The sequence below is a fragment of the Vibrio sp. JZG10 genome, assembly GCF_054064075.1.
Genome location: NZ_JBSUGE010000001.1, coordinates 266,087 through 291,073 on the forward strand (window position 1 = coordinate 266,087; position 24,987 = coordinate 291,073).

Consider the following 24,987-nt stretch of genomic DNA (forward strand, 5'->3'; position numbering starts at 1 on the left):
TTATCCTCCTACCTTAAGATTATTAATGCCAACCACACGGTTGAACATATAAAACAGAACCAGTACAACGAACAAAAGCAGTCCACCCAATGCGCCAGCCATCCCCCAGTTCAGTGATGTCTGCATATGATAGGCAATCATATTGGATATCATCTGTCCGCTTCTTCCACCAACCAAAGCGGGCGTAATGTAGAAACCAATAGAAAGAATGAAAGTGAGCAAGGCCCCCGCACCTATCCCCGGTAACGTAAGCGGCATATAAACTTTGATGAACGCAATGAAAGGCGTCGCGCCTAGAGAACGAGCAGCACGGAAATAAGTTGGGCTAATTCCTTTCATTACGCTATACAGAGGCAGGATCATAAACGGCAACAGAATGTGCACCATAGACACCACCGTTCCGAAGGTATTGTGAATCATCTGAACTCGCTCAGAAGTAAAACCCGACCAAATAAGGAGATCATTAATGACCCCTTGGTTTTGCAGCAGAACAATCCAAGACGTGGTTCTGACTAATAGTGATGTCCAAAATGGCAGCAGCACAATGATTAAAAGTAAATTCGCGCGCTTATCAGGTAAATTGGCAAGCAGGTAAGCAACGGGGTACGCCATCACCAAACAAATTAAGGTGATTGAAATAGACATCCAAAAAGTTTTAAAGAAAAGGTCGACGTATATTTGGCGTTTTTCTGGTTGGGGCTCAATGTCTCCAAACTCATTCACTTGCAAGTCTAGCGCTGCAAGATAATGACTGAATGTTAATGCGCCACTAAGATTCTTAAACGCCGCCCAATATTTAGGATTAGCCCAACGCTTATCCAGCTTAGCTAGCTGTGTCACCGAGCTCGGCAGCGACGCCAAACGAGACAACTTTCTACCTGTTTTCATCAATAAGCTGCGCATACCAGACACTTCAATATTCATTCGGCTGGCTATTTTCGGTAGCTCTTTGCTTTGATAAAGCGCAAGTACTTCAACAGAGAATGCCTCAATGACTTCTTGATGAGGCTGACCTTGATAATCCCAACTTTCTAAGGCTTGAATAGTTTGTGGGAGTGACTGGGATATTTCTCGGTTATCCACGCTTCGATAAAGCATGTCGAGGATAGGAAAAGCAAACGTAAACAGGATAAAGCACACCAATGGAATTGTAAGCATAATAGAACGAAGCTTTTTTCGGCGCTCCGCCTTTTGCAGCTGCGCTTTCAGATTGGTTTCTTGCTGATGAACTTGACGTTCGACTTTCAATACAGAATCCAATGTGGTTAGCTCTCGACTCATGCTGCTACCTCGCTACTTTGAGTTAGTGCCTCATCAAGAGCATGGCAATCGTCGCTTTGCCAACCAATACGACAAATTGAGCCAGGCGTTAACTGCAAGTGTTTACGATTATCGTTAGGTACTTTAACGATGAAGTGACCAACGCTCTCTACTTCGACGACCAGACGATAATGATCACCGTGATAAATCAATTCTCGTAGGACGCCCGAGACTTGGTTCTCACAAGACGCTTTCTCTGGTTGAATAACAATCTTTTCTGGTCGAATGGAAAGTGTTGTCCTCTGCCCTTGCTCAGAGACTCTGACAGGTTTCGCAGTAAATAACTCTTTCCCAACGAGCACTTGGCAATACTTTCCGTTCCACTCTTTGACTAAACCTAAGAGTTGGTTGTTTTCTCCGATAAACTGCGCAACAAACGTATTACTCGGAGATTCATAAAGCTCGGTTGGTGTCGCGAGTTGTTGCACTTCGCCGTGATTAAAAACCGCAATACGGTCGGACATAGTGAGAGCTTCGTCTTGATCGTGCGTCACATACAAAATGGTGATGCCAAGCTTTTCATGCAAATGTTTAATTTCCATCTGCATTTGCTCACGCAGCTGCTTATCTAATGCGCCGAGCGGTTCATCCATCAACACAAGTTTAGGCTCAAACACTAATGCTCGCGCTAGCGCAACACGTTGTTGTTGACCACCTGATAACTGCTTTGGGTATCGAGTCGCAACATGCTCAAGCGCGACCATTTCTAATACACTCTGAACTTTGCTTTGAATCGTGTCACTATCGAGTTTTCGCACCTTTAAAGGAAACGCAAGATTCTCAGCAATGGTCATATGTGGAAACAACGCATAGTTTTGAAACACCATACCGATATCGCGCTTGTGCGGCGCGAGATGATTAACAGGAACGCCATCAATATAAATGTCTCCACCAGTCGCAGTTTCAAAGCCTGCTAGCATCATCAAGCAAGTGGTCTTGCCCGATCCTGACGGCCCCAACATAGTAACGAACTCTCCAGGAGCAATATCTAAGTTGAAGTCTTTCACCACCAAATTCGTGCCATCGTAGGTTTTCTTAACGTGTTGAAAGCTGACATAGTCCTTGTTTTCCGTGCTCATGACTTCCCTCTTCTCATTTTTTGAATATTACGAATGAGTAGAGCGTCAGTTAACGCTCTACTAAACAGCACAATTACAGATTGTATTTGGATAGGTCTAAGCGGGTTTCTAACGCATGTTCAACCATTTGAATGACTTGTTGACGCTCTTCACCTTGTAAAAGTTGGCGTGGCGCACGAACTTGTTCAGATCCACGTCCGCAGACTTGCTCGGCCAGTTTAATGCACTGAACCAGCGTAGGAATGGTGTCTAAACGCAGCAGCGGTAAGAACCAACGGTAGATTTCTAACGCTTCAGCATAACGACCTTGGCTTGCCAGTTTATAAATCGCGACGGACTCTTCTGGGAATGCGTTGGTTAAACCAGAAATCCAGCCAGTCGCACCTAGCATCAATGATTCAAGAGCGATGTCATCAACACCACTGAACACGGTAAAGCGGTCATCAAATTTATTGTAAAGCTCGGTGATACGACGAGTATCAGTGGTCGACTCTTTGATAGCTACAATGCTTTCAAACTCAGCCAGTTTCGCCATGATATCGAGGTTTACATCGACACCATAAGCAACCGGGTTGTTGTAAATCATGATTGGCATTTCTGGCGTTGCTTCTGCTAGCGTGCGGTAATATTCGAACGTTTCGTTCTCAGACGTGCGGTAAACCATGGCAGGCATCACCATACAACCATCGATACCAATTTTGTACGCATCCTGCATGTAATCAATAGCTGCTGTGGTAATAGACTCTGCTGTACCAGCAATCAAAGGCACACGGCCATTTACGACTTCTTTTGCCGCTTGCAAGACCTGGCGTTTCTCCTCCGGGTACAACGCACAGTTCTCACCGACGGTACCCATGCAGATAATGCCATTCACACCATCTTTAATCTGGTTGTCTATAACGGTTTGCGTTGCGTCTAAGTCGATTGACTGATCTTGACGAAATTGCGTACTGACCGCCGGATAAACACCTTTCCAATCAATTTTCATGAACTACTTTCCTTATATGTATATTGTATGCAATTTAAATGAACGAGCGAAAATGCTCAGACATGGCTATCTATGCCATTTTCTAACAACACCGCCTTTACAGCGGCCAAATCAGCCAAAGCACTGCCAACTGATTTGTATAAAGTAATGACCTCATCGTTTTGACGTCCTGAGATTTGTTGGGCGCAAAGCTGCGGTAATTCCCCTTTGATATCGTCTGACGTGAATACGCCCTCTTGAATTGGAATGAGAAGATCGCCCGCTTCGGCTAATACATTAATACGGCTATCAACATACACCTGTGCTCGTTGCACTGCTTTAGAGTCGCATTCACGCTTGTCCAAGTCATGATTACCGACCAAATCAATATGGGTGCCCGGCTGCACGTCTGCGCCATTAAACAAAGGCTCTGCTGATGCGGTAATACAGCTGATGATGTCAACGTGTTTGATAACGTGGTCCACATTTTCTACGACTGAAACACGGAACCGACGCTCATCAGGAAGCGACTGATACTCTGAAGATGACACAATGGCATCTACCGTCGCCTCGGCGTTGTCTGAGTTACGCCCCCAAATATAAACCTGCTTAAGTGGGCGAACCGCAGCGTATGCCCACGCAAAATAAGGCGCAAGATTGCCCGTTCCGCAGATCAACAGACGATCGGCATCAGGACGCGCTAAATAGTCCGCTGCCAACGCAGAAGCTGCGGCGGTGCGCCAAAACGTTAAAACTTTACCGTCCACGAGTGCGAGCGGCTCACCATCGTTTCGTCTAAAAACAAGCAGCTTAGATGCAAGCGTATCTTTGCCTTGCTCAGGGTTATGCAGGAAATACGTAAAGGCTTTCACCGCAATCAACTCCTGGTTCCAAGCTGGAAGTAGCGCAAACGCCTCGTATTCTCCCTCTTCTAAGGGCATGACTCGGCGTTGAGGTATTGTCGCTGGCCGCGAGTACATTTCACGCATCGTTTCAATAAGAGACTCCATTGTTAAACATTGCGCGACTTGCTGTGCTTCGATGACTTTCATCATTTCTCCGAAAACATAAATACAGTTGAGGAAAAGTATGGAACCTCGCTTATGGATGAAAACTCGGCCCCATATATAAATTAACGCCTAGTTAAGCAGCCAGGTATTGAACTCTTCATTTAGTTCATCCGCGTAGTCTGACCACCATTCATCGTTAATCAGGAAGGCGGTTTGGAAGTTTTGAGGTGCGGTAGGAAGGTTCGCTAAAATGTCTGGGTTCACCTCCGCCGAAGACGACTTACGCGTAGGCCCATAAGCAACGTACTTAGCTTGATCAGCTAATGGTTTTGTTCCTGAAGAAAAAGCGATGAAGTCCAATGCAAGCTTTGTGTTCTCACTACCCTTAGGTATCGCCCATCCATTCATGTAACCCATTTGACGGTCCCATATAATCCGAAATGGTTGACCTTCATCTTTACGGGCATTGTGAATTCGGCCGTTAAACGCCGAGGCGATCACCACTTCTTTGTCAGCAAGCATTTGAGGTGGCTGGGCACCTGTTGTCCACCACAGCACTTCTGATTTGATCGTATCCAACTTAGCAAACGCACGCTCACGCCCGGCTTCGGTTTCGAGCAGGCTGTAGACCTCTTCTGGTTTTACACCATCAGCCAATAGTGCCCACTCAAGATTGCCCTGAGGTTGTTTTTGCAATGCACGTCGACCTGGAAAAGTTTTTAGGTCAAAAAGATCGGTCAACTTGCTAGGCAAAACCTTACCTTTAAACGCGTCTTCGTTCACCGCTAATACAGTGGACACTACGATGGTATTGATTGCGCATTCGTGAATCGCACCATTAATGAAATCCTCTTGTGCTGGTGTTCCATCTGCGCCCGGAGGCAAAATACTTGGGTTCACTGGTTCTAGTAACCCTTCGGCGCAACCACGAACAATGTCCGGCTTGTCGAGAGAAACCAAATCCCAGCGCACGTTGTTCGCTTCCACCTGCGCTTTAATTTCGGCTAATCCGCCGCTGAAATCCTCGGATACGATCTCAACACCTGTTTTTTTAATGAAAGGCTTATGATATGCCTCCACTTGGCTCTTGGTGAATGCACCACCCCAAGATACGACCGTCAATTTGTCTTTAGCATAAGCAGAGGTCCCCAACAGCATTCCTGAAATCAACAGCGCCAATGGTGCTTTGGTCATTCGTGACATGTTTTACTCCTTTTGGTTGTTTTTCTGGAGGCATCCGAATACGGCTGTTGGACACCATTCTTGTTAAAATTAAGTTAACACTAGCATTTAATATATTTTATACAATATTTAATATTGAGTTTTTTCAGGCGAATCGTTGTAGTGAAAAAGGTGAAAGATCAATCGATGTCGGCTTTCCTTCGATAAGCTCTAAAAGGAGATCTGCCGTAATCGCCGCTTGAGTTAATCCAAGGTGTTGGTGGCCAAATGCCAGTAATACATTTCCATCCCAAATGCTATCAATAACCGGTAACGAGTCGACTGTTGAAGGCCGATTCCCCATCCACTTTTCTCCTTGCTTGAGTGGATGTAACCCCGATTCAAACATCTCATCGCCTAACTGAAAAAGCATTTCTGAACGTTTCATATTGGGTGGTGACTCTACATCGGCATACTCAACAGTGCCTGCCAATCGTAGCCCACCTGACATCGGAGTCATGATGAATTTTCTATCGGCAGAGCTAATAGGAAATGGCAATACATCACGCTTGTCATCCACCATTAGGTGATAACCACGCTCGGCTTGAATAGGCACTTTGACTCCGGTTAGTTGCCGTATCAAAAGCTTAGAATGTACACCAGCGGCAACAATGATTCGGTCAAATGAATGTGTTTGAGACTCAACCAACACATCACCATTTTTCTCCAACGCAGATACACCTTTTTGTAAAATCTTACCGCCAAGAGCTTCAAAAGCTTCACTTAGCTCAACACAGATCTGATAAGGGTCTAGCGTATGTCCTGTATCGGGAAAAAAGACTCCGACACGAACCTTATGGCTGAGAGCAGGTATCCGCTTTCGAATCGCCTCTTGCGTCCAAACTTGATACGCCACACCGTTTTTAGCCAGTGAGTTAAGCGTGCTTTGATAATTCTGAAACAGTTTCTCGTTTTCAAAAGTGAGCAATGAACCATTCATTTTTATTAGATGCGCTTTTCCGATTGAATCAAGCACGTCACGCCAACTTGCCACTGACCGCTCGTTAAGACTCTTAATCGCGTTTTGTGCCCGCTTCGCGACTGATGGCTTTGTTTGTAATAGAAAACGAATCATCCACCCGATTGTGTTTGGAATATCTTGCCAACGGATCGAAACCGGACTTTTGGGATCTAGCAGCATTTTAGGTAATTGTGGAAGCAGCGCTGGCGTTGCAAGAGGGAAGATTTGCTCAGTCGCGATATGACCTGCATTTCCTTTAGAGCATCCATTCCCCACGCCATTGGGATCAAAAATCGTGACTTGATAACCTTGCTGCTGCAATTTCAAGCCAATTGATAAGCCAATAATCCCCGCACCTATCACAGCGATCCTTTCCTTTTTAGTTTCATCCTTGACCAACATAAATATGCTCCGAGTCACACTTGAAAACGTAGATTGTATACAATATATTTTACATTACGTTAACATCACTATTGTTTAATTCAACCATTTTTTCAGCAAGGAGCGAAAAATGAGACAAGGAACTTTTTTCTGTATTGATGCCCACACCTGCGGCAACCCAGTTAGGCTGGTAGCAGGCGGTGTGCCTCCACTCGAAGGCAATACCATGAGCGAAAAGCGCCAATACTTTCTTGAGCATTATGATTGGATTCGTCAGGCACTCATGTTTGAGCCTCGCGGACACTCAATGATGTCGGGGTCAGTTGTCTTGCCTCCTTGCAGTGATAACGCAGACGCTTCTATTCTGTTTATTGAAACCAGTGGCTGCTTACCAATGTGTGGCCACGGCACCATTGGAACCGTCACCACCGCTATCGAGAATCGCCTTATCACTCCCAAAAAAGAAGGTCGTTTGATACTTGATGTCCCAGCAGGACAAATCGAAGTGCACTACCAAACAAAAGGTGACAAGGTCACGTCGGTAAAGATATTTAACGTACCAGCTTACCTTGCCCACCAAGACGTAACCGTGGACATAGAAGGCTTAGGTGAGCTCACTGTCGATGTTGCTTATGGCGGAAACTATTACGTAATCGTCGACCCTCAAGAAAACTACGCCGGACTTGAACACTACTCTCCAGATGAAATTTTGATGCTTTCTCCAAAAGTTCGCGAAGCGGTATCTCGAGCGGTTGAGTGCGTACATCCAGAAGATCCAACAGTGTGCGGTGTTTCTCACGTGCTATGGACCGGAGAGCCCACTCAAGAAAACGCTACCGCTCGAAATGCTGTGTTTTACGGCGACAAAGCGTTGGATCGCTCGCCATGTGGTACGGGAACAAGTGCACGCATGGCGCAATGGCATGCAAGAGGCAAACTCAATCAAGGGGAAGACTTTGTTCACGAAAGTATCATCGGCAGCCTATTTCAAGGACGTATAGAAGGCATTACCGAAGTGAATAGCAAAGCCGCTATTTTGCCAAGTATTGAAGGATGGGCACAAGTATACGGTCACAACACGATATGGGTAGACGATGAAGACCCATATGCGTACGGATTTGAAGTGAAATAATAAGGATAGTAAGGAAGAATGATGAACCCACAAGAACCAACCACTTTTTACGCAGTCAACGCCTTTACTGGTGAGCCTCTACCCACAGCGTTTCCGGTGCATGGGGAGCAAGAAGTTAATCAAGCCGCCTCAGCCGCCCAAAACGTTGCGCGTGAGTTTCGCCAACTAAGCAATGCAAAGCGAGCGAGCTTACTTTGCTCTATCGCCTCTGAATTGGAAGTGAAGAGTGAAGAAATCGTTGCTCGTGCTCATTTAGAAACTGCCCTTCCCGAAGCACGTTTAAGCGGTGAAATAGGACGTACCGCCAACCAATTACGACTATTTGCCGAGGTTGTGAGCTCGGGTAATCACCATCAAGCAATTTTCGATACGCCAAACCCAGACCGTCAACCACTGCCGAAACCAGATATTCGTCGTCAGCAAATCGCAATTGGCCCTGTCGCCGTGTTTGGTGCGTCTAATTTTCCGCTCGCATTTTCTACTGCAGGTGGTGATACGGCTTCGGCACTGGCAGCTGGCTGTCCTGTGATTGTAAAAGGCCATACCGCCCACCCTGGCACCAGTCAACTTGTTGCTGAGTGTATTGAGGCTGCACTTGAGAAAGAGTGCTTACCGCAAGCCATCTTCACGCTATTGCAAGGCAACAAACGCGCACTTGGCCAAGCACTCGTTACCCATCCAAAAATTAAAGGGGTTGGTTTTACAGGCTCAGTCGGTGGTGGCCGTGCGCTGTTTAACCTAGCTCAGCAAAGACCAGAGCCAATCCCCTTCTATGGCGAACTAGGGGCGATTAACCCAACATTTATTCTCCCTTCAGCCATACGAGCAAACGCATCATTGGCTGAAGAGTTTGTGGCTTCTATGACTTTGGGCTGTGGACAATTTTGTACAAAACCAGGCGTTGTATTTGTCTTGAATAGCCCAGAAACGCAAGCCTTTATCGAAACTGCTCAAGGGTTAATTCGACAACAATCAACGGCCACTTTGCTAACGCAAGGAATCCGAGAAACGTATGAATCAGAAGTTAACAAACGAGCTTCCGAAACGGGCATTAATGTAACTCGCTCTGAACAAGCAGAAGTGACCAATGTCGCACCAGTACTGTTCGTGACGGACAGTAAAAACTGGCGTAAAAACCCACAATGGGAGGAAGAAATATTTGGTCCTCAATCGTTAATCGTAATCTGTGAAGATTTCGATGACATGTTGAAACTGAGTGATTCACTGACTGGCTCGCTCACCGCAACCCTTCACGCTACCGCTGAAGACGAAGAACAAGCCAAGCAACTGCTTCCAAGTTTGGAAGAAATCGCCGGACGCCTTGTATTCAACGGTTGGCCAACTGGCGTCGAGGTTGGTTACGCTATGGTTCATGGTGGACCATATCCGGCTTCAACCAATTCTGCCTCAACATCTGTCGGGGCAGAGGCTATTCATCGTTGGTTGCGTCCCGTCGCTTATCAAGCTTTACCAGAATCTTTATTGCCGGATTCATTAAAAGCGTCGAACCCACTGGGTATTCAACGCGCCATAGATGGCAGTGTGTCCCAATAAGATCACCAAATGGCTCAAAAAGGCATCAACTGATGCCTTTTATTTCACTCTACTTCTCAAAACCTTCTTTCCTAGTTGGTTTGTGCCAGAAAAACAATAAACTACTAAAGTAAAATGGATTGGATACAATATTAATTTCACGGGAGACTTCAATGTCACAGAAACCTGTTTTTAAAACGCGCACTCAGCTCGTTGAGGAAGCAATTCGAACTCAGATCTTGAAGGGCGAGTTAAAAACTGGTCAACCTTTACGTCAAGATGCGTTAGCAAAAGAGTTTAATGTTAGCCGAATTCCTGTGCGTGAAGCGTTAGTTCAATTGGAAGCACAAGGACTCGTTAGCTTTGAACCTCACAAAGGTGCGACGGTCACTGAGCTATCTCCAGAGAAAATCAATGAGCTATTTGAACTGCGCGCTGTCGTGGAATGCCACATTTTAGAGCGTGCGATTCAAAATATGACAGACGCTGACCTTGAACGCGCGCGAGAAGTTCGCGAACGTTTCGAGTCAGTAGTGAACAGTGGCGACGAAGTAGAAGAATGGAGCAACTACAACTACGAGTTCCACAAAGCCCTATATGCGCCAGCCAACATGCCTGAAACTATGGACGTCATTTACAACTTGAACACAAAGTGTGACCGATACATACGTATGCAGCTATTGTTCACAACAGGCATTAAAAAGGCAGAAGAAGAGCACTTAAGCTTGTTTGAAATGTGCAAAAATCGCGATATAGAAGGCGCCAAGTATCTGCTGAAAAAACACATTCTAGAAGCAGGCACAGCGATTCGAAACCTGCTGCTTGAAAGGCAAAATATCAGCCAGTAAACGGAATAACGAATAAGGTGATATTCAAGGATGAATGTTGGACCAAAGTTTTTACTCGCAGCGCTACGACAAAAGATTAAAGAAGAAGGGCTTTGCTACAATTCCTTGTCAGAGAAAAGTGGCATCCCTCTATCTAGTATTAAACGCCACCTACATAATCCAGCTTTAGGTTTGGATAAAGTACTTATTTATCTGAACTACCTAAATACCGACCTCATCGAACTCGCAACCTTAGCCAACGAGCTTCAGCACCAAAACGAGCAAATGCTAACAGATGAAGAGAGCGCCCTTTTCGTTGAGCATCCTTATTTACTTGATTTTATTTATATGCTGACTTCTCGTGATATTAAACCGCAAGAGATAGCCCATACTTACGGACTTTCTGATACAAGCTTACGATTCTATTTGCGTATCGCGGAAATTCTAGGATATGTCGAAAACTTCGGAGACGGCTTGTTTTACCGTTCTGGTCGTCGGTTTATTATGGAAGAAGGTACGGCATTAGACACCTTATTCAAAGAGCGATTTCAACAAGAGTCGCTTTCTCATGATATCAACCCAGGCGTATGTATTGGCCGCATTAGGCTCACCGAAGAGCAGAAAGTGCAAATAGAGGACGAGCTTTGTAATAAATTAGCGAAACTTAACGCAGTTAACACTTCCAACAATGAAGGTGAACTAACAAATATATTAATGCGCTGCACTCCCGGCGCTCAGATATTTTTCGCTGATGATTTACCCAACATTGACGGAAGCTTATTAAAGCACGTCGCTCAACTCACTAAATTAAGTTAAAGCATCAGATAAATAAATCAAACAAATCCCAGATAACATCATATATCCCTACCAAACTATTGATTCAAAGCGTTTCCTGAATCTAATTCTGATTTTTTATTTAGCGAGCATCGCTTCGTCAACTAAGAGCTTGTCTTAATTTCACACTTACTAATGGTCTTGTTAGCTATTTTGAAATAGACAGAAAACTTAAGTAATGACTAATTTAGCTTAAGTATAAAAGACAACTTTTTTACGTTATTTACCTCACACTATTTAACTATAAATTTGCAGACGAACAAATTAAATTAATACATTCATCTAGCTAATAAAAAAGTAAAACAGATAATTATAATTCTATTATTTATAAGGACATAGAAAAGTGAAATTTAAGTATTCTTTAGCAACGGCAGTCACTCTCGCATTATTACAAGGCTGTGGCGGTGGCGGCGGTGATGGTTCATCACCTACTCCGTCCACTAGCAGTGCAAACGGTCCAACATGGAAAGCCGGTGATTTTAGCCAACCGTCGAAAACGTTTATCAACCAATGTGAAACGCCCCGCGTCGGACTGGACCCATATGACAACTATGCCGCCTATCCAGATAAATTGGGCTCTGCATTACACGAAAAACTCTTTTTAAGAGCTTTTACTAACGAAACGTATCTATGGTATGACGAGGTTCCTGATAATAACCCAGCAAACTACAAAACTGTTACTGATTACTTCAATACGCTGGTCACTTCTGCTACTACCGCGACGGGTAAACCGAAAGATCGCTTCCATTTTACCGTCTCTTATGAAGATGATATGAAATCATCGCAATCCGGTTTAGTTGCTGGATTTGGTTTCAACTGGGCATTCCTACGTGGCGTACAACCTCGAGACGTTCGTATTTCCTACACTGAAGAAGCCTCGCCAGCTGATAGAAGCGGCATTGCTCGTGGTGATAAGCTTCTGAAAATCAATAATATTGATGTGGTTAACACCGGTAGTCAGTCCGACATTGATTTTATTAACAAAACGCTCTTTAACCCTGACATCAATCAAGATTACACCTTCACATTTGAGAGTGTTGACGGTCTAGAGAAAACCGTGACGCTTACCGCCTCTGATGTCATGACCTCTCCAGTTAAAAATGCCAAAGTGATTACACACAATGGTATGCGGATCGGCTATCTGCAATACAACTCCTTTGAACCAAGCGCTCAAGCCCCGCTTATTGAGGCGTTTAGTACGCTCTCGGCAGAGAATGTTGACGAGATCGTCGTTGATTTACGTTACAACGGCGGTGGTTTAGTCCTTCAGTCCTCGCAAGTAGGCTACATGCTAAGCGGTGCTGGTCAGAACCGAGTCTTCAGTGAATTGATTCACAATGACAAAGTGATGCGTACCATTAAGGATGGGGATAACATCTATCGCTTTACGAATCTAGCAATAGACTGGGCAGCACAGAAATATTCGGACCAAGTGCTTCCGACACTGAACAAAAAGCGCGTATATGTACTGACTTCAGGAGGCACGGCTTCCTCAAGTGAACTGTTAATCAACGCTTTGCGCGGCATTGATGTGGAGGTTATCCAAATAGGCTCAACAACCACAGGTAAACCGTATGGGTTCTCACCAGAACAAAACTGCGGCACTATGTACTACACTATTCAGTTCAAGTCAGCGAACGAGAAAAAATTTGGCGACTTCTCTGATGGTTTTATTCCTACTCCAAAGAGCCAAATCAATACCGAGCTAGGCTTAAACAATAGAGTGGAAGGTTGCTGGGTCAATGACGACCTAACAAAACCATTAGGCGATCCGTCTGAAGGTATGCTTTCTGCGGCACTAAACTACATGGAAACGGGAACCTGTCCGCCAGTCTCCTCTTCAAGTTTCAACGCCATGCCGCGTAACATTTCATCTCCGGAGTTAAGCGATCTTCGCTTTCCGCTACGAACAGAGGCAATTCATGTTGAGATCAACTAACTTTTTACGAATGCTGATTCGGGTTGCGCTTTTCTTAGGCACTTCGATTTCTTTGATAGGATGCCAAGCTATGTCACAAGAACCCGTTGAAGCATTGAGTAAAAAGAACTCTCCGCAAACAGTCATAGAGATTCAAAACGCGATCGCAGAAATCCAAGGGACACCAGCACCTAGAATCGCAAATAACGTATTTGAATCCTCACCGCATTTGTTGATTGAAAAAGGACGAGTAAAAGGGAACAACAATCAACTGTTGGATGGCAGCTATACGGATCTTCCAGACCAATATACGTTGCAGATCAGAGGTGAAACCTGTGGCTTGTACTATGCCAAAACAGATACTTTTGTCTCTCTCAGTTCACTAGATTGTGAGCCCATCATTAAGTTTTAGATCTCCCAAAATAGAAGCCCGCTGATATCAGCGGGCTTTCTACTTTATTGCTCAGTGTGAAACGGTCAACGTCACTTTAGTTCAATCCATGCTTTGCGCTGTTGTTTATCCATGTATGACCAAGCTACAAAGCGGCTCACTTTCTGTCCTTGACTCATTTCAACCACACGAATGGCTTTCACACCCAATTTTTCAAGCTGCTTGCGCATCGGGCGAACGTTGTCTTTTTTGGATATAAGTGTTGTAAACCACAAGACCTGCGCAGCAAAAGCTTGGCTTTCATTCGCCATTTTTCGGATAAACGCCGCTTCTCCGCCTTCACACCACAATTCAGCGTTTTGACCGCCAAAATTCAACGCAGGCTTACTTGTCTTTACTTGTGCGGTTTGAGGTTTTAGCCCTTTCTTACGCTGGTTTGCTTTTAGATTATCGATTTTACGCTGGCTGCCCATAGCGGCATCTTCCGCCGAACGGTGGAATGGCGGATTACATGTCGTCACATCATAACGATCATTCGGTTGAATGATACCTCGATAAATATTGGCATCATTGTGTTGCTGTATTAGTGCAATTTTTCCCGTCAAAACACGATTGTGCTCTACGATCGTTTGAGCCGATTGGATCGATTTTGGATCGACATCGCTGCCCGTATAGTGCCAACCGTATTTTGTTACACCAACAATCGGATAAATACAGTTTGCTCCCACGCCAATGTCCAACGCTTTCACTTTTTGGTGCGTGTACTGACCTTTTACTTCACTATCAAGTAGTTCTGCCACTCGGTGAATGTAATCAGCGCGGCCTGGAATCGGTGGGCAAAGGTAGGTGTCGGGAATGTCCCAGAACTCGACACCATAATACGCAGCAAGCAATGCTTTATTGAGCATTTTAACCGCGTTAGGATCAGAGAAGTTTATGGAATCTTCCCCTTTCGGATTTTTGATAACGAATGGCTTTAACTGTGGTTCACTTTCCACGAGTTTTTTTAAATCGTAACGACCTCGATGAACATTACGCTCATGCAAACCATTCTTCGCTATTTTTATGAACTCGACTTCGCTCTTTCCTGCAGGCTGAGGGGGTTTGCGCGCAACTTTGTCTTTAACACGCTTCGGCTTGGCTTTATTCGCGTCTTTCTTCTGACCCGCCATTGAAGCCTTTGGCTTTGCTTGCTTCGCGTTGTGATTATTGTTCTTCATTCAAATTCGCTTTTAAATCGAGGTAAATCATAAACAAACGAGCATCAAATTCGAGTTGGTGATACTCAGGCTCCATGTAGCAACATAACTGATAGAACGCCTTGTCGTGGTTTTTCTCACGAGTATGTGCCAACTCATGTACCACCAGCATTCTTAATAGTGGCTCGGGCGCATCTTTAAATACATTGGCAATGCGAATCTCGTTTTTCGACTTCAGCTTACCGCCATGGTTTCTACTGATTACACTGTGCAAACCAAGCGCGTTGTTTACCGCGTGAATTTTCTTATCGTAGACAACTTTACTGATTGGCGCGGCTTTCTTCATGTAGCGGTTTTTGATTGCCATGGCGTACTCATAGAGCGCCCTTTCGCTTTTGATTTGGTGCCTATCGGGATAACGCTTTTCGAACCGAGGAACAAACTTGCCACTCGCTATCAATGAGCTCACCTGCTCTACGATGTTTTGTGGGTAGCCTTGAATGTATCGAAGTGACGGATGCATAGAATTAACGTCTGTTATGACAAAATAAAGGCGCTCAATATACCTGAGATAAAGGACAGTTTCACCTTAGCTTTCGCCTTTCATTTATGGTGAAAGGTCGTTAAACTTCGCCTCCCAATGATAATGGAGAGAAACTCAATGAAACGTGTCGTCCTTTACGTCAAAGACAAATGCCCTCACTGCAAAGATGCTCAACGTTATCTGGATTCGAAAAATATTAACTATCGTTTGTGCAATGCTAAGATGCAACGCGGTCGCAAAGAACTTGATGCGCTTGGTGCTCGTTCAGTGCCAGTTTTAAAAATTGGTGATCGGGTAATGATTGGCTGGAACCCAAAGAACTTCGAGAAGATGTACAAAGGCGACTAGTGCTCGAACAATGAATCTGCGCTGCGTTTAAACGTAGCGCTTGATAAAGTCGATAAACGTTCGATCTGCTATTGATAAATACCCCTGCTTGCGCCAAGCAAGTGCCAGATCCAGCGTCACTGGTGGTTCAAACGGCACGCCAACAACGCCTGACTCATGTTGGGTCACCAATTCCAGTAACGCGGTAATCGCAAACTCTTGTTTCACAATACTCAAAATCAAAGGCAGTAAGTTGGTTTCGAATGATGACTTCATGGTAAACCCATGCTCCTCACTCACCTGATCCAAAAATTCACGGTGAAAATAGCCATGCTGAAACATAACCAAATCGTGTTCAAAGAACTCATCAAAAGTAAGAGATTCTCGCTGGGCTAACTCATGCTCAGGTGAAACAACGGCGACCATTTGGCTAGTAAACAAATGGTCAGTTTCTAGGTCATCAGGCACGTTATCACAACTGATCACACCGATATCGAGTTGACCATTAAGCAGCATACGACGAATCGATTGAGTCCCAGCTTCGACCAAGGTCAATTTTAACTCCGGGAACTGGCTTTTAAACGCCATCACGATTCGTGGAAAGAAATAACTGCCCATCATTGATGGCGTCCCGAGCCTTACTTCGCCTTTCGCTAAACCTTTCAACTCATCAATCGCGAGCTGCGCGTCGTGCAACTGTTGAATCACCCGCTTAGCATGTATAAGTAGCGTTTCGCCCTCTTTCGTTAAGCTGATTTTTTTATCATCACGACGAAATAGGGTAACGCCCAAAGACTGCTCAAACTTTTTGATAGAAATGCTTAATGCGGGCTGGGCAATATGCAGGGCTTTCGCCGCATGGGTAATGTTTCCGTGTTCAGCGACCGCCAGAAAATGTTTAAGTTGTTTCGATTCCATTAGATCAAAAATATATGGTGTCCATATTTTTAATATATTTTTTTAATTTGTAACGAACTGATAGATTGATCACAGTCTCTCCATTTGCTCACATTAGGCAGGATTCATGGTCAGTTTTGGCACACCGGAATACAAACGCATTACGCTCTCGCTAGCGCTTGGTTCCTTTTTGGTTTTTTCAAATTTATACCTACTACAGCCAATGCTGCCCACTTTTGCCCAAATTTTCACGATCTCAGAAACGCAAGTGAACTGGTTATTTGCGGCCTCAACACTCGCTCTCTCTTTTAGCCTCGTTCCAATGGCTGTGTTATCAGAATCAGTGGGACGAAAGCCAGTCATGATGGCCGGTCTGTTTTCGATTCCTACCCTTTCCGCTTTGATGCTGTTTGGTGACTCATTCCTGTTTTTGGTGATATGTCGAGCACTGATCGGTGTCGCGCTCGCCGCTTTTGCAGCGGTCGCCGTGGCTTACATGGCAGAAGAGCTCGACAAGCACGCTTTCTCGATGGCAATTGGAACGTACATTGCGGCTAACTCATTAGGCGGTATTGCAGGGCGTATTAGCGGCGGCTTATTGGCGGACAATTTCAGTGTTGATGTCGCCATTGAAGTTATGATGGTGTTCACTCTTCTTGGTGTCATTGGCGTTCACTATTTATTGCCAACACAGCGCAACTTCACCCCGTCATCAAGCAGTTTGCGCCATCAAAATCGTGCGCTTATTGGTCATTTTAAAAACCAACGCGTGTGGTTCGCGATGCTGATAGGAGGACTCAACTTTGCTTTGTTCGTCAACCTTTATTCCGTAATGGGTTTCCGTCTGGTGAGTGAACCTCACAATGTACCCGTCGGGTTGGCCTCACTGATCTTTATTTGTTACTTGGGAGGGACTTTCTCCTCTCGTTGTGCAGGCCACTGGAGTAAACGTTATTCCTCAATCCTCGGTATGTTCTTAGGCGCGATAGTGAGCATGACGGGAATGTGGATTGCTGCGGTTGAAAGCCTGACTGCAATGCTAGTTGGGTTGTTGCTGATAAGTTTTGGTGCCTTCTTTACTCATACCCTCGCCTACGGTTGGGTCGGTCAGAATGCCACTCGCGCCAAAGCCACCGCGACAGCGCTCTACTTAGTACACTACTACGTAGGCGGTAGCTTAGGAGGATTCTTACTTCTTTATTGTTGGCAGCATGGTGGTTGGTCGAGTGTTCTTATGGGGGGAAGCGCCGTCTACCTAGCGATGTTTGCTGCGATTGCGTATTTGAAACACATCGCCGAAAGAAAGCATACTGACCAAACACCTGACGCAGCGAGTTTAAAGAGTAGCTAGGGTAAGCTCATTTGCGTAATACCTCTCTGGTTACTTGGATAACCAACTCTGCTATGCTTGCGCTACTTTAATAAAAACCAGAAAGTCGTATGTCAACGCGTTCAACACAAAACACAGATATCGAAGCGATCACTCAACAAGTCGATCAATGGCTCAACGATGTGGTAATCGGGCTCAACCTATGTCCGTTTGCTGCCAAACCGCAACGTAATAAACAAATCAAAATCTTTGTTAGTGAAGCGACTCAAGAAGAAGCGCTTCTTGAAGATATTTTATTGCAGCTGATTGAGCTGAGTAACACAGAGCCCGAACAACTTGAGACCACGTTGGTTGTGGTTCCCAACATGCTACAAGATTTCTGGGACTACAACTTTTGCATAGATTGGGTTGAAGGATTAATTAAGCAGCAAAACTGGGAAGGTATTTTCCAAGTAGCGACTTTCCATCCTGATTACTGTTTTGGCGGCGCAAGGCCTGAAGACGACGAAAACCTGACCAATCGTTCTCCTTACCCGATCTTCCATTTGATTCGCGAAGAGAGTATGGAAAAGGTACTAAAACACTATCCTGATCCTGAATCCATTCCCGATACGAACATCGCTCGTGTTTCCGCCCTTTCAGAGGAAGAACGTAAAAAGCTGTTCCCTTACCTATTTCGTTAAGCACCACCATTCCCCAAAGGCAGATTTATCACCAGTTAGATGCAATGCCCTTGGGGTTCAAAGTGCGGTTTGGTATCATTGCCGCTTCAATCGATTCAATGGAAATTAGAATGCAACTGTCAAAGCTAACCCAAGAGATTTTTGATCACTTATACCGTGATATCACCGAGTTCCGTAGTACGTTCGACTTACCAGTCGCAGACGCTGCAAGCCTTGATGCACAAGCAGATACACTACACACCTCTTTGGCGATCGAAGAGCTAACAGAGCTAGCAGAAGCAGATTGTAAAACTGAGCAAGCAGATGCCATCGTAGACAGCGTGTATGTATTAATGGGACGTCTCGTTCATCTTGGCCACAGCAAAGTAGAAGACAACCTAGCGATCAGCTACTTAATTGATCTTCTATTAAACGTTGCAGTAAACCGTGGTATTGAATTTATTCCTTGCTGGGATGAAGTGCACTCAAGCAACATGAGCAAAGTATGCCGTAACGAGCAAGAGTACTCAGAAACAGAAGCATTCTACGCGGAACAAGGCATCAAGTTGATGGCGGTACAGAAAGGTGAATACATAATCGCGAAATGCGCCGAAGATTTCGTATCGGAAGGTAAAACCATTCGTAAAGGCAAAGTACTCAAATCTGTTTACTACCGCCCAGCAGATCTAAAACCGTTAACTCAATAAGCGTTGAGTTTGGCTTTCTCGATTAAAAAAACGACCTCAAGTAGGTCGTTTTTTATTGTCCCTAAATACTAATCAAAGATTAAATAAGGTTGCTCATCTACGATGACCTTTTTGACTTGAGTATTGAACACTTCCCCGAGAGCTTCTTCCGTTAGCACAGTATCGGCATTTCCTGATGAGTGCAGCACACCGTTGTTAAGCAGCAATACTTTATCTGCGTGCTTTAATGTGCGATTGAGATCGTGATTAGCAACTAATACTCCAATTCCCTGCGCAGCCATAGCGTTAATCAATTGATAGAGCAGACCCTCTTGCGCAATATCTAACGGTGCTGCTGGCTCATCCAAAATTAAAAACTGCGAAAAAGGATTAATGGTACGCCACACCTGCAAACATACACCTGCTAATCGGACACGCTGCCACTCACCACCGGATAATGTTTGAATACTGCGATGAAGCTTATCTTGCAGTTGTACCAGCTCCACCACCATATTGACGGCATCACGCACTTTGATATCCGCAATCTCAGCACCACTTGGCAGAGATAAAGCGAGATACTGAAACACATCAACATTAAACGCTGGACGTGATTGCTGACACAAATAACCTCGAACATGAGCTTGCTCTGACAACGGTAAAGTAAGCAAGTTTTTGTTGCCAACGTACACTTCACCACTCATACCCTCTCGGTGGCTTAACGTACCAGAAATCGCAGCCAATAAAGTACTCTTACCTGAACCATTAGGCCCAACGACATGCACGATTTCGCCAGCTTTGCATTCAAAAGAAAGAGGCAATAATCGACTACCAACCGATATATGTTTAACGTGCATCATGACTCTTCACCAGCATCCAGATGAAAATAGGTGCGCCAATCGATGTTGTCATGACACCTAAAGGTAACTCTGCGGCGTCCAATAACAGTCTTGCGCCGATGTCAGCAAATACAAGCAACGCAGCACCAGATATTGCAGAAAGTGGCAATAAATAACGGTTTTCCGTACCAAAAGCCAAACGCAACAAGTGCGGGACCACCAAACCAACAAAACTAATGATGCCACCCAAAGCGACTGAACTACCCACCAAAACAGAAATGGCGAGGATCAGTTTCCAACGCATTTGATGCACATCGACACCCAATTGGGTCGCATGAATCTCACCCAGCATCAATTTATCAAGCGACTTGCCTTTACAACATAACCAGATAAGCACCGGTAACATCACTAAAGTAACGGTATGTTGATACCAACTTGCACCGCCAATACTGCCCATTAACCAATACATCAGTTGGCGTAAACTGAGATCATCACTAAAGTAAAATGCCCACGTCACAATCGCGCTCGATAAAATACCCAATGCGACCCCAACCAAAAGCAATCGAGCCGTCGTCAGGTGCATTGCTCTTGCTATCGCCACCAAAACAAACGTGAATAACATCGAGCCTGCAATCGCTGCCAACATAAAAACAATCGGGGTAGGAAGAACAGGTGACGCGAACATGATTAAGACCATTGCTAAGCTTGCACCACCAGATATACCAAGCACGCCAGGTTCAGCCAACACGTTCCCAAGCAACACTTGTAACGTCGCGCCAGATACCGCTAACGCAGCACCAATAATTGCCGCAGACACTAACCTCGGTAAACGCAAGTCCACCAATAACTTCTGTTCAAATGCAGATAAGGATTGAAAAGGAGAAAGGAAAATTTCTCCGACCATCAAGTGAATGGCAGAGAGTACAGCGAGCACGATCGACATAACCATCAGGTTACGTTGCCAGCGTCGTTCCTTGTTCAGGATAAGTTGTTGAAAATCCATAGCGGCCGATAAAAACAAACGAGGCTTAACCTTACAGTTAAGCCTCGGTAAATTGCAATTAACTTCTCAAAGCAATGTTGGATTAATCGTAAACCAACTCGCCCTCTTCAAAACGGGTTTTCACTTCACAAACCATCAGAGCTGCACGTTGACCTATTGCGACATGGCGGTTCGGGAAGACAATCGCTTCGTTTTCGTTCTTCGCCATTAATGGTTTGTCGCCATCATGACCAAACACTTCGCCGTGAACAAATGAAGTGAAGTTTTCAACATTGTCGTCGAACATAAAGTCAAAGTCTTCGTTCAGGCGAACGATTGTGCGACTTACGCGATATTTAATGCATGGTTTTGGTAGGTGTTCTGGCTTCGTTTCCGCAATCAAATTACGTAAAGACAAATCAAACGCAGTCAATTTATCGAGGTCATTTTCACCAATACGAGCCACACGACCAAGCTCCATTGTCAGAGCCTGCGCACCAAAGTTCTCGGCACTGTACCAGCTAAACGTACTCGATGGTGCGTTTGACAAGAGCACAGCTTCAATGTGTGCACTGTCCAAGAAATCGATTAATGCCTTGCTTCGCACAGGATGACGAGTCTTAGGACTTACTGCAAACGTATAGTGCTTCGAACCTCTAATCGCGCAGTGTAAATCAAGATGCCAGCGTGTTGTCGGGTCGGTATCCTGATAGAAATCGCGAACAAGCAACTTTAGCGTATCAGCGATGACAAGCTCTTTTGTCTGCTTGTGTTCTTTTTCGTCAAAAAGACGGTTGAGGTTTTCTTCAAGGAATCGCGTGTGCGCCAGAGTGGATTCTGGATGAGCGATAATGAATAGACAACGGGTATCGACCGTCTGGAACCCAGATTCTATGTCTTGAATAATGGAATCCACCAGCTCCATCGGTGCGGTTTCATCTCCGTGAACCCCACAAGAGATGATGATGTTCTTCGTATCCTGAGTATAATTCGCAGGGATTACTTCTAATACACCACGCTGATAGAGTTTAAGTTTTACACCGTTAGAAAGCACCTGCTCCGCTGGTGCAACATCGATATGAACATCTAACGTGTCAGTTAAAAACGATTGGCGAAAGAGAGACTTCGTCATGCGTTACTCCTTAATAGCACGGCGGGTATGTTAATAAATTGTACAAAGGATTTTTGTTGCTGCGATCTCACTTATGAGTAGAAATCACTATTTCCCTCGAAAATCCGATACCTTTTCGCGCCAGGCACTCAAATCAAGCATTGAGGCGTTTAATTTTTAAACAATTACAAAGTGTTAGGGCTGTGAACTTTACCACAGCCCTGATTAAGATCATTATGATTTGATCAAATTTTTGTAGCTATAAAGCAGATTATGCATCAACACTGCGAAAAACTTAGCCGCGCTGTGCGAGTAAACGCTCAAACTCATCGACTTTGTCACGCACTAGCTCAACGCTCTGCTGCCAAAACGTTGGTTGAGTTAAATCCATCGATAGATGCTTTTCGACAACATCTTCCGCCATCATGCAGCCAGTATCGCGCAGCAAATTGATGTAATCGGTGTAAAACGCTTCGCCTTTGGTTTCTCGCTGTGCATAAATACCCTTGCTGAATAAGAAACCAAACAGGTATGGGTAGTTATAAAAACTCACACTATCGATAGAAAAGTGCAGCTTGCTTGCCCAGAAGTACGGATCCGGCTCGCTCATTACGTCGCCATACCATTCTTTCCAAGTTTCAGACATCAACTCACAGAATTCATCTGCGGTTAACTCTCCATCCTGGCGGCGTTCATAGAACGATTTCTCAAACTCATAGCGAACCGGAATGTTGATCATTAAAGCTAGCGCAGATGACAACTCTTCCCACAACATCTCGAGCTTTTCATCGACGCTCTCCGCTTTCGAAATCAAATGATCACGAACGATGTTTTCTGCAAAAATAGAAGCGGTTTCTGCTAACGTCATTGGATAGTAAGTTTGGCAAAGTGGCAAATCACGAATAACCCAGTTATGAAACGCATGGCCAAGTTCATGTGCAAGAGTCATAAGGTCTGAGCGACTGCCACTCCAAGTCATAAACACAAGGGGTGTTCGCGTTGCTGGCAGTTTGGTGCAGTATGCGCCGAGGCGCTTGCTGGCATTTGGCGCGGCATCAATCCATCCGTTTTGTACCATCAAACGGACAAACTCCGACATCTCAGGGTTTACTGTTTCAAATGCTTCACAAATAACATCAATCGCTTCATCAAAGTCGTAGACCTTCGCTTCACCGCTCAAAGCAGGCATAGCCGCCAGATGATTCCAAGGTTTCATCTCATCCAGACCATGTACTTTCGCCATCAATAAACCCGCTTTCTGACCAATAGCTCGACTGTCTTTGGCTACGGTCATCATCGCATTTAAAGTTTCAGCTTGGATTCGGCTACCATGCAAACTCGGCTCTAGGAAGTGAACTTCACGCTTCGTCGAACGCTTTTTGTTTTCAGTTAAACGCCATCCTGCTAACGCATTCAAAATTGCAGCGAATGATTCTTGGTGCGTTTGCATTGCATCTTGTACGCCTCGCCAAGCGGCTTCTTGACGCTCGAATTCAGAACCATAAAGAATGCTTGCCGCTTGAGAAAACCCAAGCACTTCACTCTTACCATCTGCATACTCAAGCTTCACTTTCAATGAGCCAGTCAGGTTATCGTATAGGTTACCCCAAGCCGATTTACCATCCACACTCATCGCAGCAAGTAACTGTTCTTCGGCGTTACTAAGACGAGTATCCGCCAGCTTTCTGGAGTTCAAGATAGAAAATGCTTGCCCACTGATATCAGGATTCTCATGATCTAACACGCGCAAGATAAACTCTTCGTCGGCATGCGTTAGTGTCAAATCAAAGGGACTGAACGCTTGAGAAAGCTCCGAAAAGATGCGGGTCATTTTACCAAGTAACGATTTCGCTTCGGCGTTTGTTGCATCAACAGAAGCATAACAACTCGCAAAATTTGCAACTGTGCCCGCTAAACGACTCGCGGCTTCATTGGTCAAAATCGCATTTTGCATGATCTCTACGTTGCCGCAATCTGCTGATTGTTTATTCAAAAGATCAATACATTGTTCAACAAGAGCAATATCGTCTTGAATTCGTGGGTCAGAAAGGTCGTTATAAACGATGGACAAATCCCAACTCGGCGTTGTCATTTCTATATTTCCTTTTTATGTAACTGAGTCAATTTTCGCTTCCTGCACCTAGCAGATGGGCTTCCACTGACATCTTCCGTGACTATGCCCATAAGCAGTATCGCTTTGGGCATTTTAATATTTATAAATTAACGAGTTAAAAGAGGTACGCCAATCGAACGCACCGAGGCGTAAATTTGCTCATCTATGGTAATTGTTATATGCGTGACAGAAGCGTTTCCTATCGACAACGTCGAATACCACTTGGGGTTACGCCAATCTAACTCCAATACATGAGCAAGAATCATACGAATGACGCCACCATGCGTGACGATAAGTAGATTGTCATTGATATCGTTGATGATTTGAGACCAAACGCGACATATGCGCTCAGAAAATGTGCTTAAGCTCTCAGCGTTCGGCAACGTATGTTGTGCTGGCGATTGCCAAAAAGCATCTAGCTTTTTCCACTGCTCAGTGAGCATATCAAAAGGCATACCATCAAAATCACCAAATGCCATCTCTTGTAAAGATTCATCCGTCATTACTGGTAATAATTGCTGTTCAGCAATTATATTTGCCAGTTCTTGACAACGTGAAAGAGGAGAACAAATCACTCCACCCACACCTCGTCCACTCTCGATCCAAGCCCGAGCAATGCTTTCTTGGTCAGCAGGCGTAACTTTTACATCTGTTTGGCCATGGAGTCCTGGTGGAGCATCTACTTTTCCATGACGCACAAGATAGATATTGAGTGTTTTCATTTTG

At 44.8% G+C, this 24,987-nt stretch carries 24 protein-coding genes; 10 read left to right on the plus strand and 14 right to left on the minus strand.

Annotated elements, in window-relative coordinates; all coding sequences use genetic code 11:
- The 6 genes from ACWYVB_RS01240 to ACWYVB_RS01265 all read right to left on the minus strand — a co-directional run bounded on the left by ACWYVB_RS01240 (nucleotide 1) and on the right by ACWYVB_RS01265 (nucleotide 6,960).
- Nucleotides 1-1,281 carry an ABC transporter permease gene (locus ACWYVB_RS01240; protein ID WP_457527647.1) on the minus strand — a complete coding sequence of 427 codons (1,281 nt, stop codon included), beginning with the start codon at nucleotides 1,279-1,281 and terminating at the stop codon, nucleotides 1-3.
- Complete coding sequence (locus tag ACWYVB_RS01245; protein ID WP_457527649.1) at nucleotides 1,278-2,399, minus strand: ABC transporter ATP-binding protein; 1,122 nt, start codon at nucleotides 2,397-2,399, stop codon at nucleotides 1,278-1,280. The genes ACWYVB_RS01240 and ACWYVB_RS01245 overlap by 4 nt, the downstream gene beginning before the upstream one ends.
- 73 nt (nucleotides 2,400-2,472) lie before the next feature.
- Nucleotides 2,473-3,387: a dihydrodipicolinate synthase family protein gene (locus ACWYVB_RS01250; RefSeq protein WP_457527651.1), complete on the minus strand. Its 915-nt coding sequence runs from the start codon at nucleotides 3,385-3,387 to the stop codon at nucleotides 2,473-2,475.
- Nucleotides 3,388-3,443: 56 nt separating this feature from the next.
- A complete protein-coding gene (gene lhpI, locus ACWYVB_RS01255) occupies nucleotides 3,444-4,418 on the minus strand; it encodes a bifunctional Delta(1)-pyrroline-2-carboxylate/Delta(1)-piperideine-2-carboxylate reductase (RefSeq protein WP_457527819.1) in 975 nt (324 codons plus the stop codon).
- A gap of 87 nt (nucleotides 4,419-4,505) precedes the next feature.
- On the minus strand, nucleotides 4,506-5,579 hold the full coding sequence (locus tag ACWYVB_RS01260; RefSeq protein ID WP_457527653.1) for a polyamine ABC transporter substrate-binding protein: 1,074 nt from the start codon (nucleotides 5,577-5,579) through the stop codon (nucleotides 4,506-4,508).
- A gap of 124 nt (nucleotides 5,580-5,703) precedes the next feature.
- Nucleotides 5,704-6,960, minus strand: coding sequence for an NAD(P)/FAD-dependent oxidoreductase (locus ACWYVB_RS01265; protein ID WP_457527655.1), 1,257 nt, complete (start codon nucleotides 6,958-6,960; stop codon nucleotides 5,704-5,706).
- Nucleotides 6,961-7,069: 109 nt separating this feature from the next.
- Here ACWYVB_RS01265 and ACWYVB_RS01270 point away from each other — a divergent pair, with 109 nt between their 5' ends.
- From ACWYVB_RS01270 to ACWYVB_RS01295, 6 genes are all read left to right on the plus strand, one after another.
- A complete protein-coding gene (locus ACWYVB_RS01270) occupies nucleotides 7,070-8,071 on the plus strand; it encodes a 4-hydroxyproline epimerase (RefSeq protein ID WP_256898997.1) in 1,002 nt (333 codons plus the stop codon).
- A 21-nt stretch (nucleotides 8,072-8,092) separates the two neighbouring features.
- Complete coding sequence (locus ACWYVB_RS01275; protein WP_432604004.1) at nucleotides 8,093-9,625, plus strand: aldehyde dehydrogenase (NADP(+)); 1,533 nt, start codon at nucleotides 8,093-8,095, stop codon at nucleotides 9,623-9,625.
- Between the two features lie 152 nt (nucleotides 9,626-9,777).
- Entirely contained in the window at nucleotides 9,778-10,452 is a 675-nt protein-coding gene (locus ACWYVB_RS01280) for a GntR family transcriptional regulator (protein WP_054867356.1), read from the plus strand.
- Between the two features lie 30 nt (nucleotides 10,453-10,482).
- The gene (locus ACWYVB_RS01285) at nucleotides 10,483-11,247 is read left to right on the plus strand and encodes a hypothetical protein (RefSeq protein ID WP_005393515.1); all 765 of its coding nucleotides are present in this window, start codon (nucleotides 10,483-10,485) and stop codon (nucleotides 11,245-11,247) included.
- Between the two features lie 361 nt (nucleotides 11,248-11,608).
- Nucleotides 11,609-13,204, plus strand: a complete 1,596-nt coding sequence (locus tag ACWYVB_RS01290; protein ID WP_457527658.1) for a S41 family peptidase — start codon at nucleotides 11,609-11,611, stop codon at nucleotides 13,202-13,204.
- A 70-nt stretch (nucleotides 13,205-13,274) separates the two neighbouring features.
- Nucleotides 13,275-13,595 (plus strand): hypothetical protein, encoded by a 321-nt coding sequence (locus tag ACWYVB_RS01295; protein ID WP_395203110.1) that lies wholly within the window; start codon nucleotides 13,275-13,277, stop codon nucleotides 13,593-13,595.
- Between the two features lie 71 nt (nucleotides 13,596-13,666).
- Here ACWYVB_RS01295 and rlmF read toward each other — a convergent pair whose 3' ends face one another.
- Entirely contained in the window at nucleotides 13,667-14,794 is a 1,128-nt protein-coding gene (gene rlmF, locus ACWYVB_RS01300; protein ID WP_457527660.1) for a 23S rRNA (adenine(1618)-N(6))-methyltransferase RlmF, read from the minus strand.
- The gene (locus ACWYVB_RS01305; RefSeq protein WP_457527662.1) at nucleotides 14,781-15,296 is read right to left on the minus strand and encodes a M48 metallopeptidase family protein; all 516 of its coding nucleotides are present in this window, start codon (nucleotides 15,294-15,296) and stop codon (nucleotides 14,781-14,783) included. The genes rlmF and ACWYVB_RS01305 overlap by 14 nt, the downstream gene beginning before the upstream one ends.
- A 138-nt stretch (nucleotides 15,297-15,434) precedes the next feature.
- Here ACWYVB_RS01305 and ACWYVB_RS01310 point away from each other — a divergent pair, with 138 nt between their 5' ends.
- The gene (locus tag ACWYVB_RS01310; RefSeq protein WP_005377871.1) at nucleotides 15,435-15,665 is read left to right on the plus strand and encodes a glutaredoxin family protein; all 231 of its coding nucleotides are present in this window, start codon (nucleotides 15,435-15,437) and stop codon (nucleotides 15,663-15,665) included.
- A 27-nt stretch (nucleotides 15,666-15,692) separates the two neighbouring features.
- On the opposite strand, the gene ACWYVB_RS01315 is transcribed toward ACWYVB_RS01310, so the two are convergent.
- Nucleotides 15,693-16,562, minus strand: coding sequence for a LysR family transcriptional regulator (locus ACWYVB_RS01315; protein WP_374081228.1), 870 nt, complete (start codon nucleotides 16,560-16,562; stop codon nucleotides 15,693-15,695).
- Between the two features lie 106 nt (nucleotides 16,563-16,668).
- Here ACWYVB_RS01315 and ACWYVB_RS01320 point away from each other — a divergent pair, with 106 nt between their 5' ends.
- The 3 genes from ACWYVB_RS01320 to ACWYVB_RS01330 all read left to right on the plus strand — a co-directional run bounded on the left by ACWYVB_RS01320 (nucleotide 16,669) and on the right by ACWYVB_RS01330 (nucleotide 19,240).
- Complete coding sequence (locus ACWYVB_RS01320) at nucleotides 16,669-17,892, plus strand: MFS transporter (protein WP_182034952.1); 1,224 nt, start codon at nucleotides 16,669-16,671, stop codon at nucleotides 17,890-17,892.
- Nucleotides 17,893-17,981: 89 nt separating this feature from the next.
- Complete coding sequence (locus ACWYVB_RS01325) at nucleotides 17,982-18,554, plus strand: DUF1415 domain-containing protein (protein ID WP_053807305.1); 573 nt, start codon at nucleotides 17,982-17,984, stop codon at nucleotides 18,552-18,554.
- A gap of 110 nt (nucleotides 18,555-18,664) precedes the next feature.
- Complete coding sequence (locus ACWYVB_RS01330) at nucleotides 18,665-19,240, plus strand: nucleoside triphosphate pyrophosphohydrolase family protein (RefSeq protein WP_005397767.1); 576 nt, start codon at nucleotides 18,665-18,667, stop codon at nucleotides 19,238-19,240.
- 68 nt (nucleotides 19,241-19,308) lie between these two features.
- On the opposite strand, the gene btuD is transcribed toward ACWYVB_RS01330, so the two are convergent.
- The 5 genes from btuD to cobC all read right to left on the minus strand — a co-directional run bounded on the left by btuD (nucleotide 19,309) and on the right by cobC (nucleotide 24,983).
- Nucleotides 19,309-20,076 (minus strand): vitamin B12 ABC transporter ATP-binding protein BtuD, encoded by a 768-nt coding sequence (gene btuD / locus ACWYVB_RS01335; protein ID WP_257887187.1) that lies wholly within the window; start codon nucleotides 20,074-20,076, stop codon nucleotides 19,309-19,311.
- Nucleotides 20,063-21,058, minus strand: coding sequence for a vitamin B12 ABC transporter permease BtuC (gene btuC / locus ACWYVB_RS01340; protein WP_182018902.1), 996 nt, complete (start codon nucleotides 21,056-21,058; stop codon nucleotides 20,063-20,065). The genes btuD and btuC overlap by 14 nt, the downstream gene beginning before the upstream one ends.
- A gap of 82 nt (nucleotides 21,059-21,140) precedes the next feature.
- On the minus strand, nucleotides 21,141-22,169 hold the full coding sequence (locus ACWYVB_RS01345; RefSeq protein ID WP_457527666.1) for a succinylglutamate desuccinylase: 1,029 nt from the start codon (nucleotides 22,167-22,169) through the stop codon (nucleotides 21,141-21,143).
- Nucleotides 22,170-22,443: 274 nt separating this feature from the next.
- Nucleotides 22,444-24,240: a M3 family oligoendopeptidase gene (locus tag ACWYVB_RS01350; RefSeq protein WP_457527668.1), complete on the minus strand. Its 1,797-nt coding sequence runs from the start codon at nucleotides 24,238-24,240 to the stop codon at nucleotides 22,444-22,446.
- A gap of 128 nt (nucleotides 24,241-24,368) precedes the next feature.
- Nucleotides 24,369-24,983, minus strand: a complete 615-nt coding sequence (gene cobC / locus ACWYVB_RS01355) for an alpha-ribazole phosphatase (RefSeq protein ID WP_074191208.1) — start codon at nucleotides 24,981-24,983, stop codon at nucleotides 24,369-24,371.
- Nucleotides 24,984-24,987 lie beyond the last annotated feature (4 nt).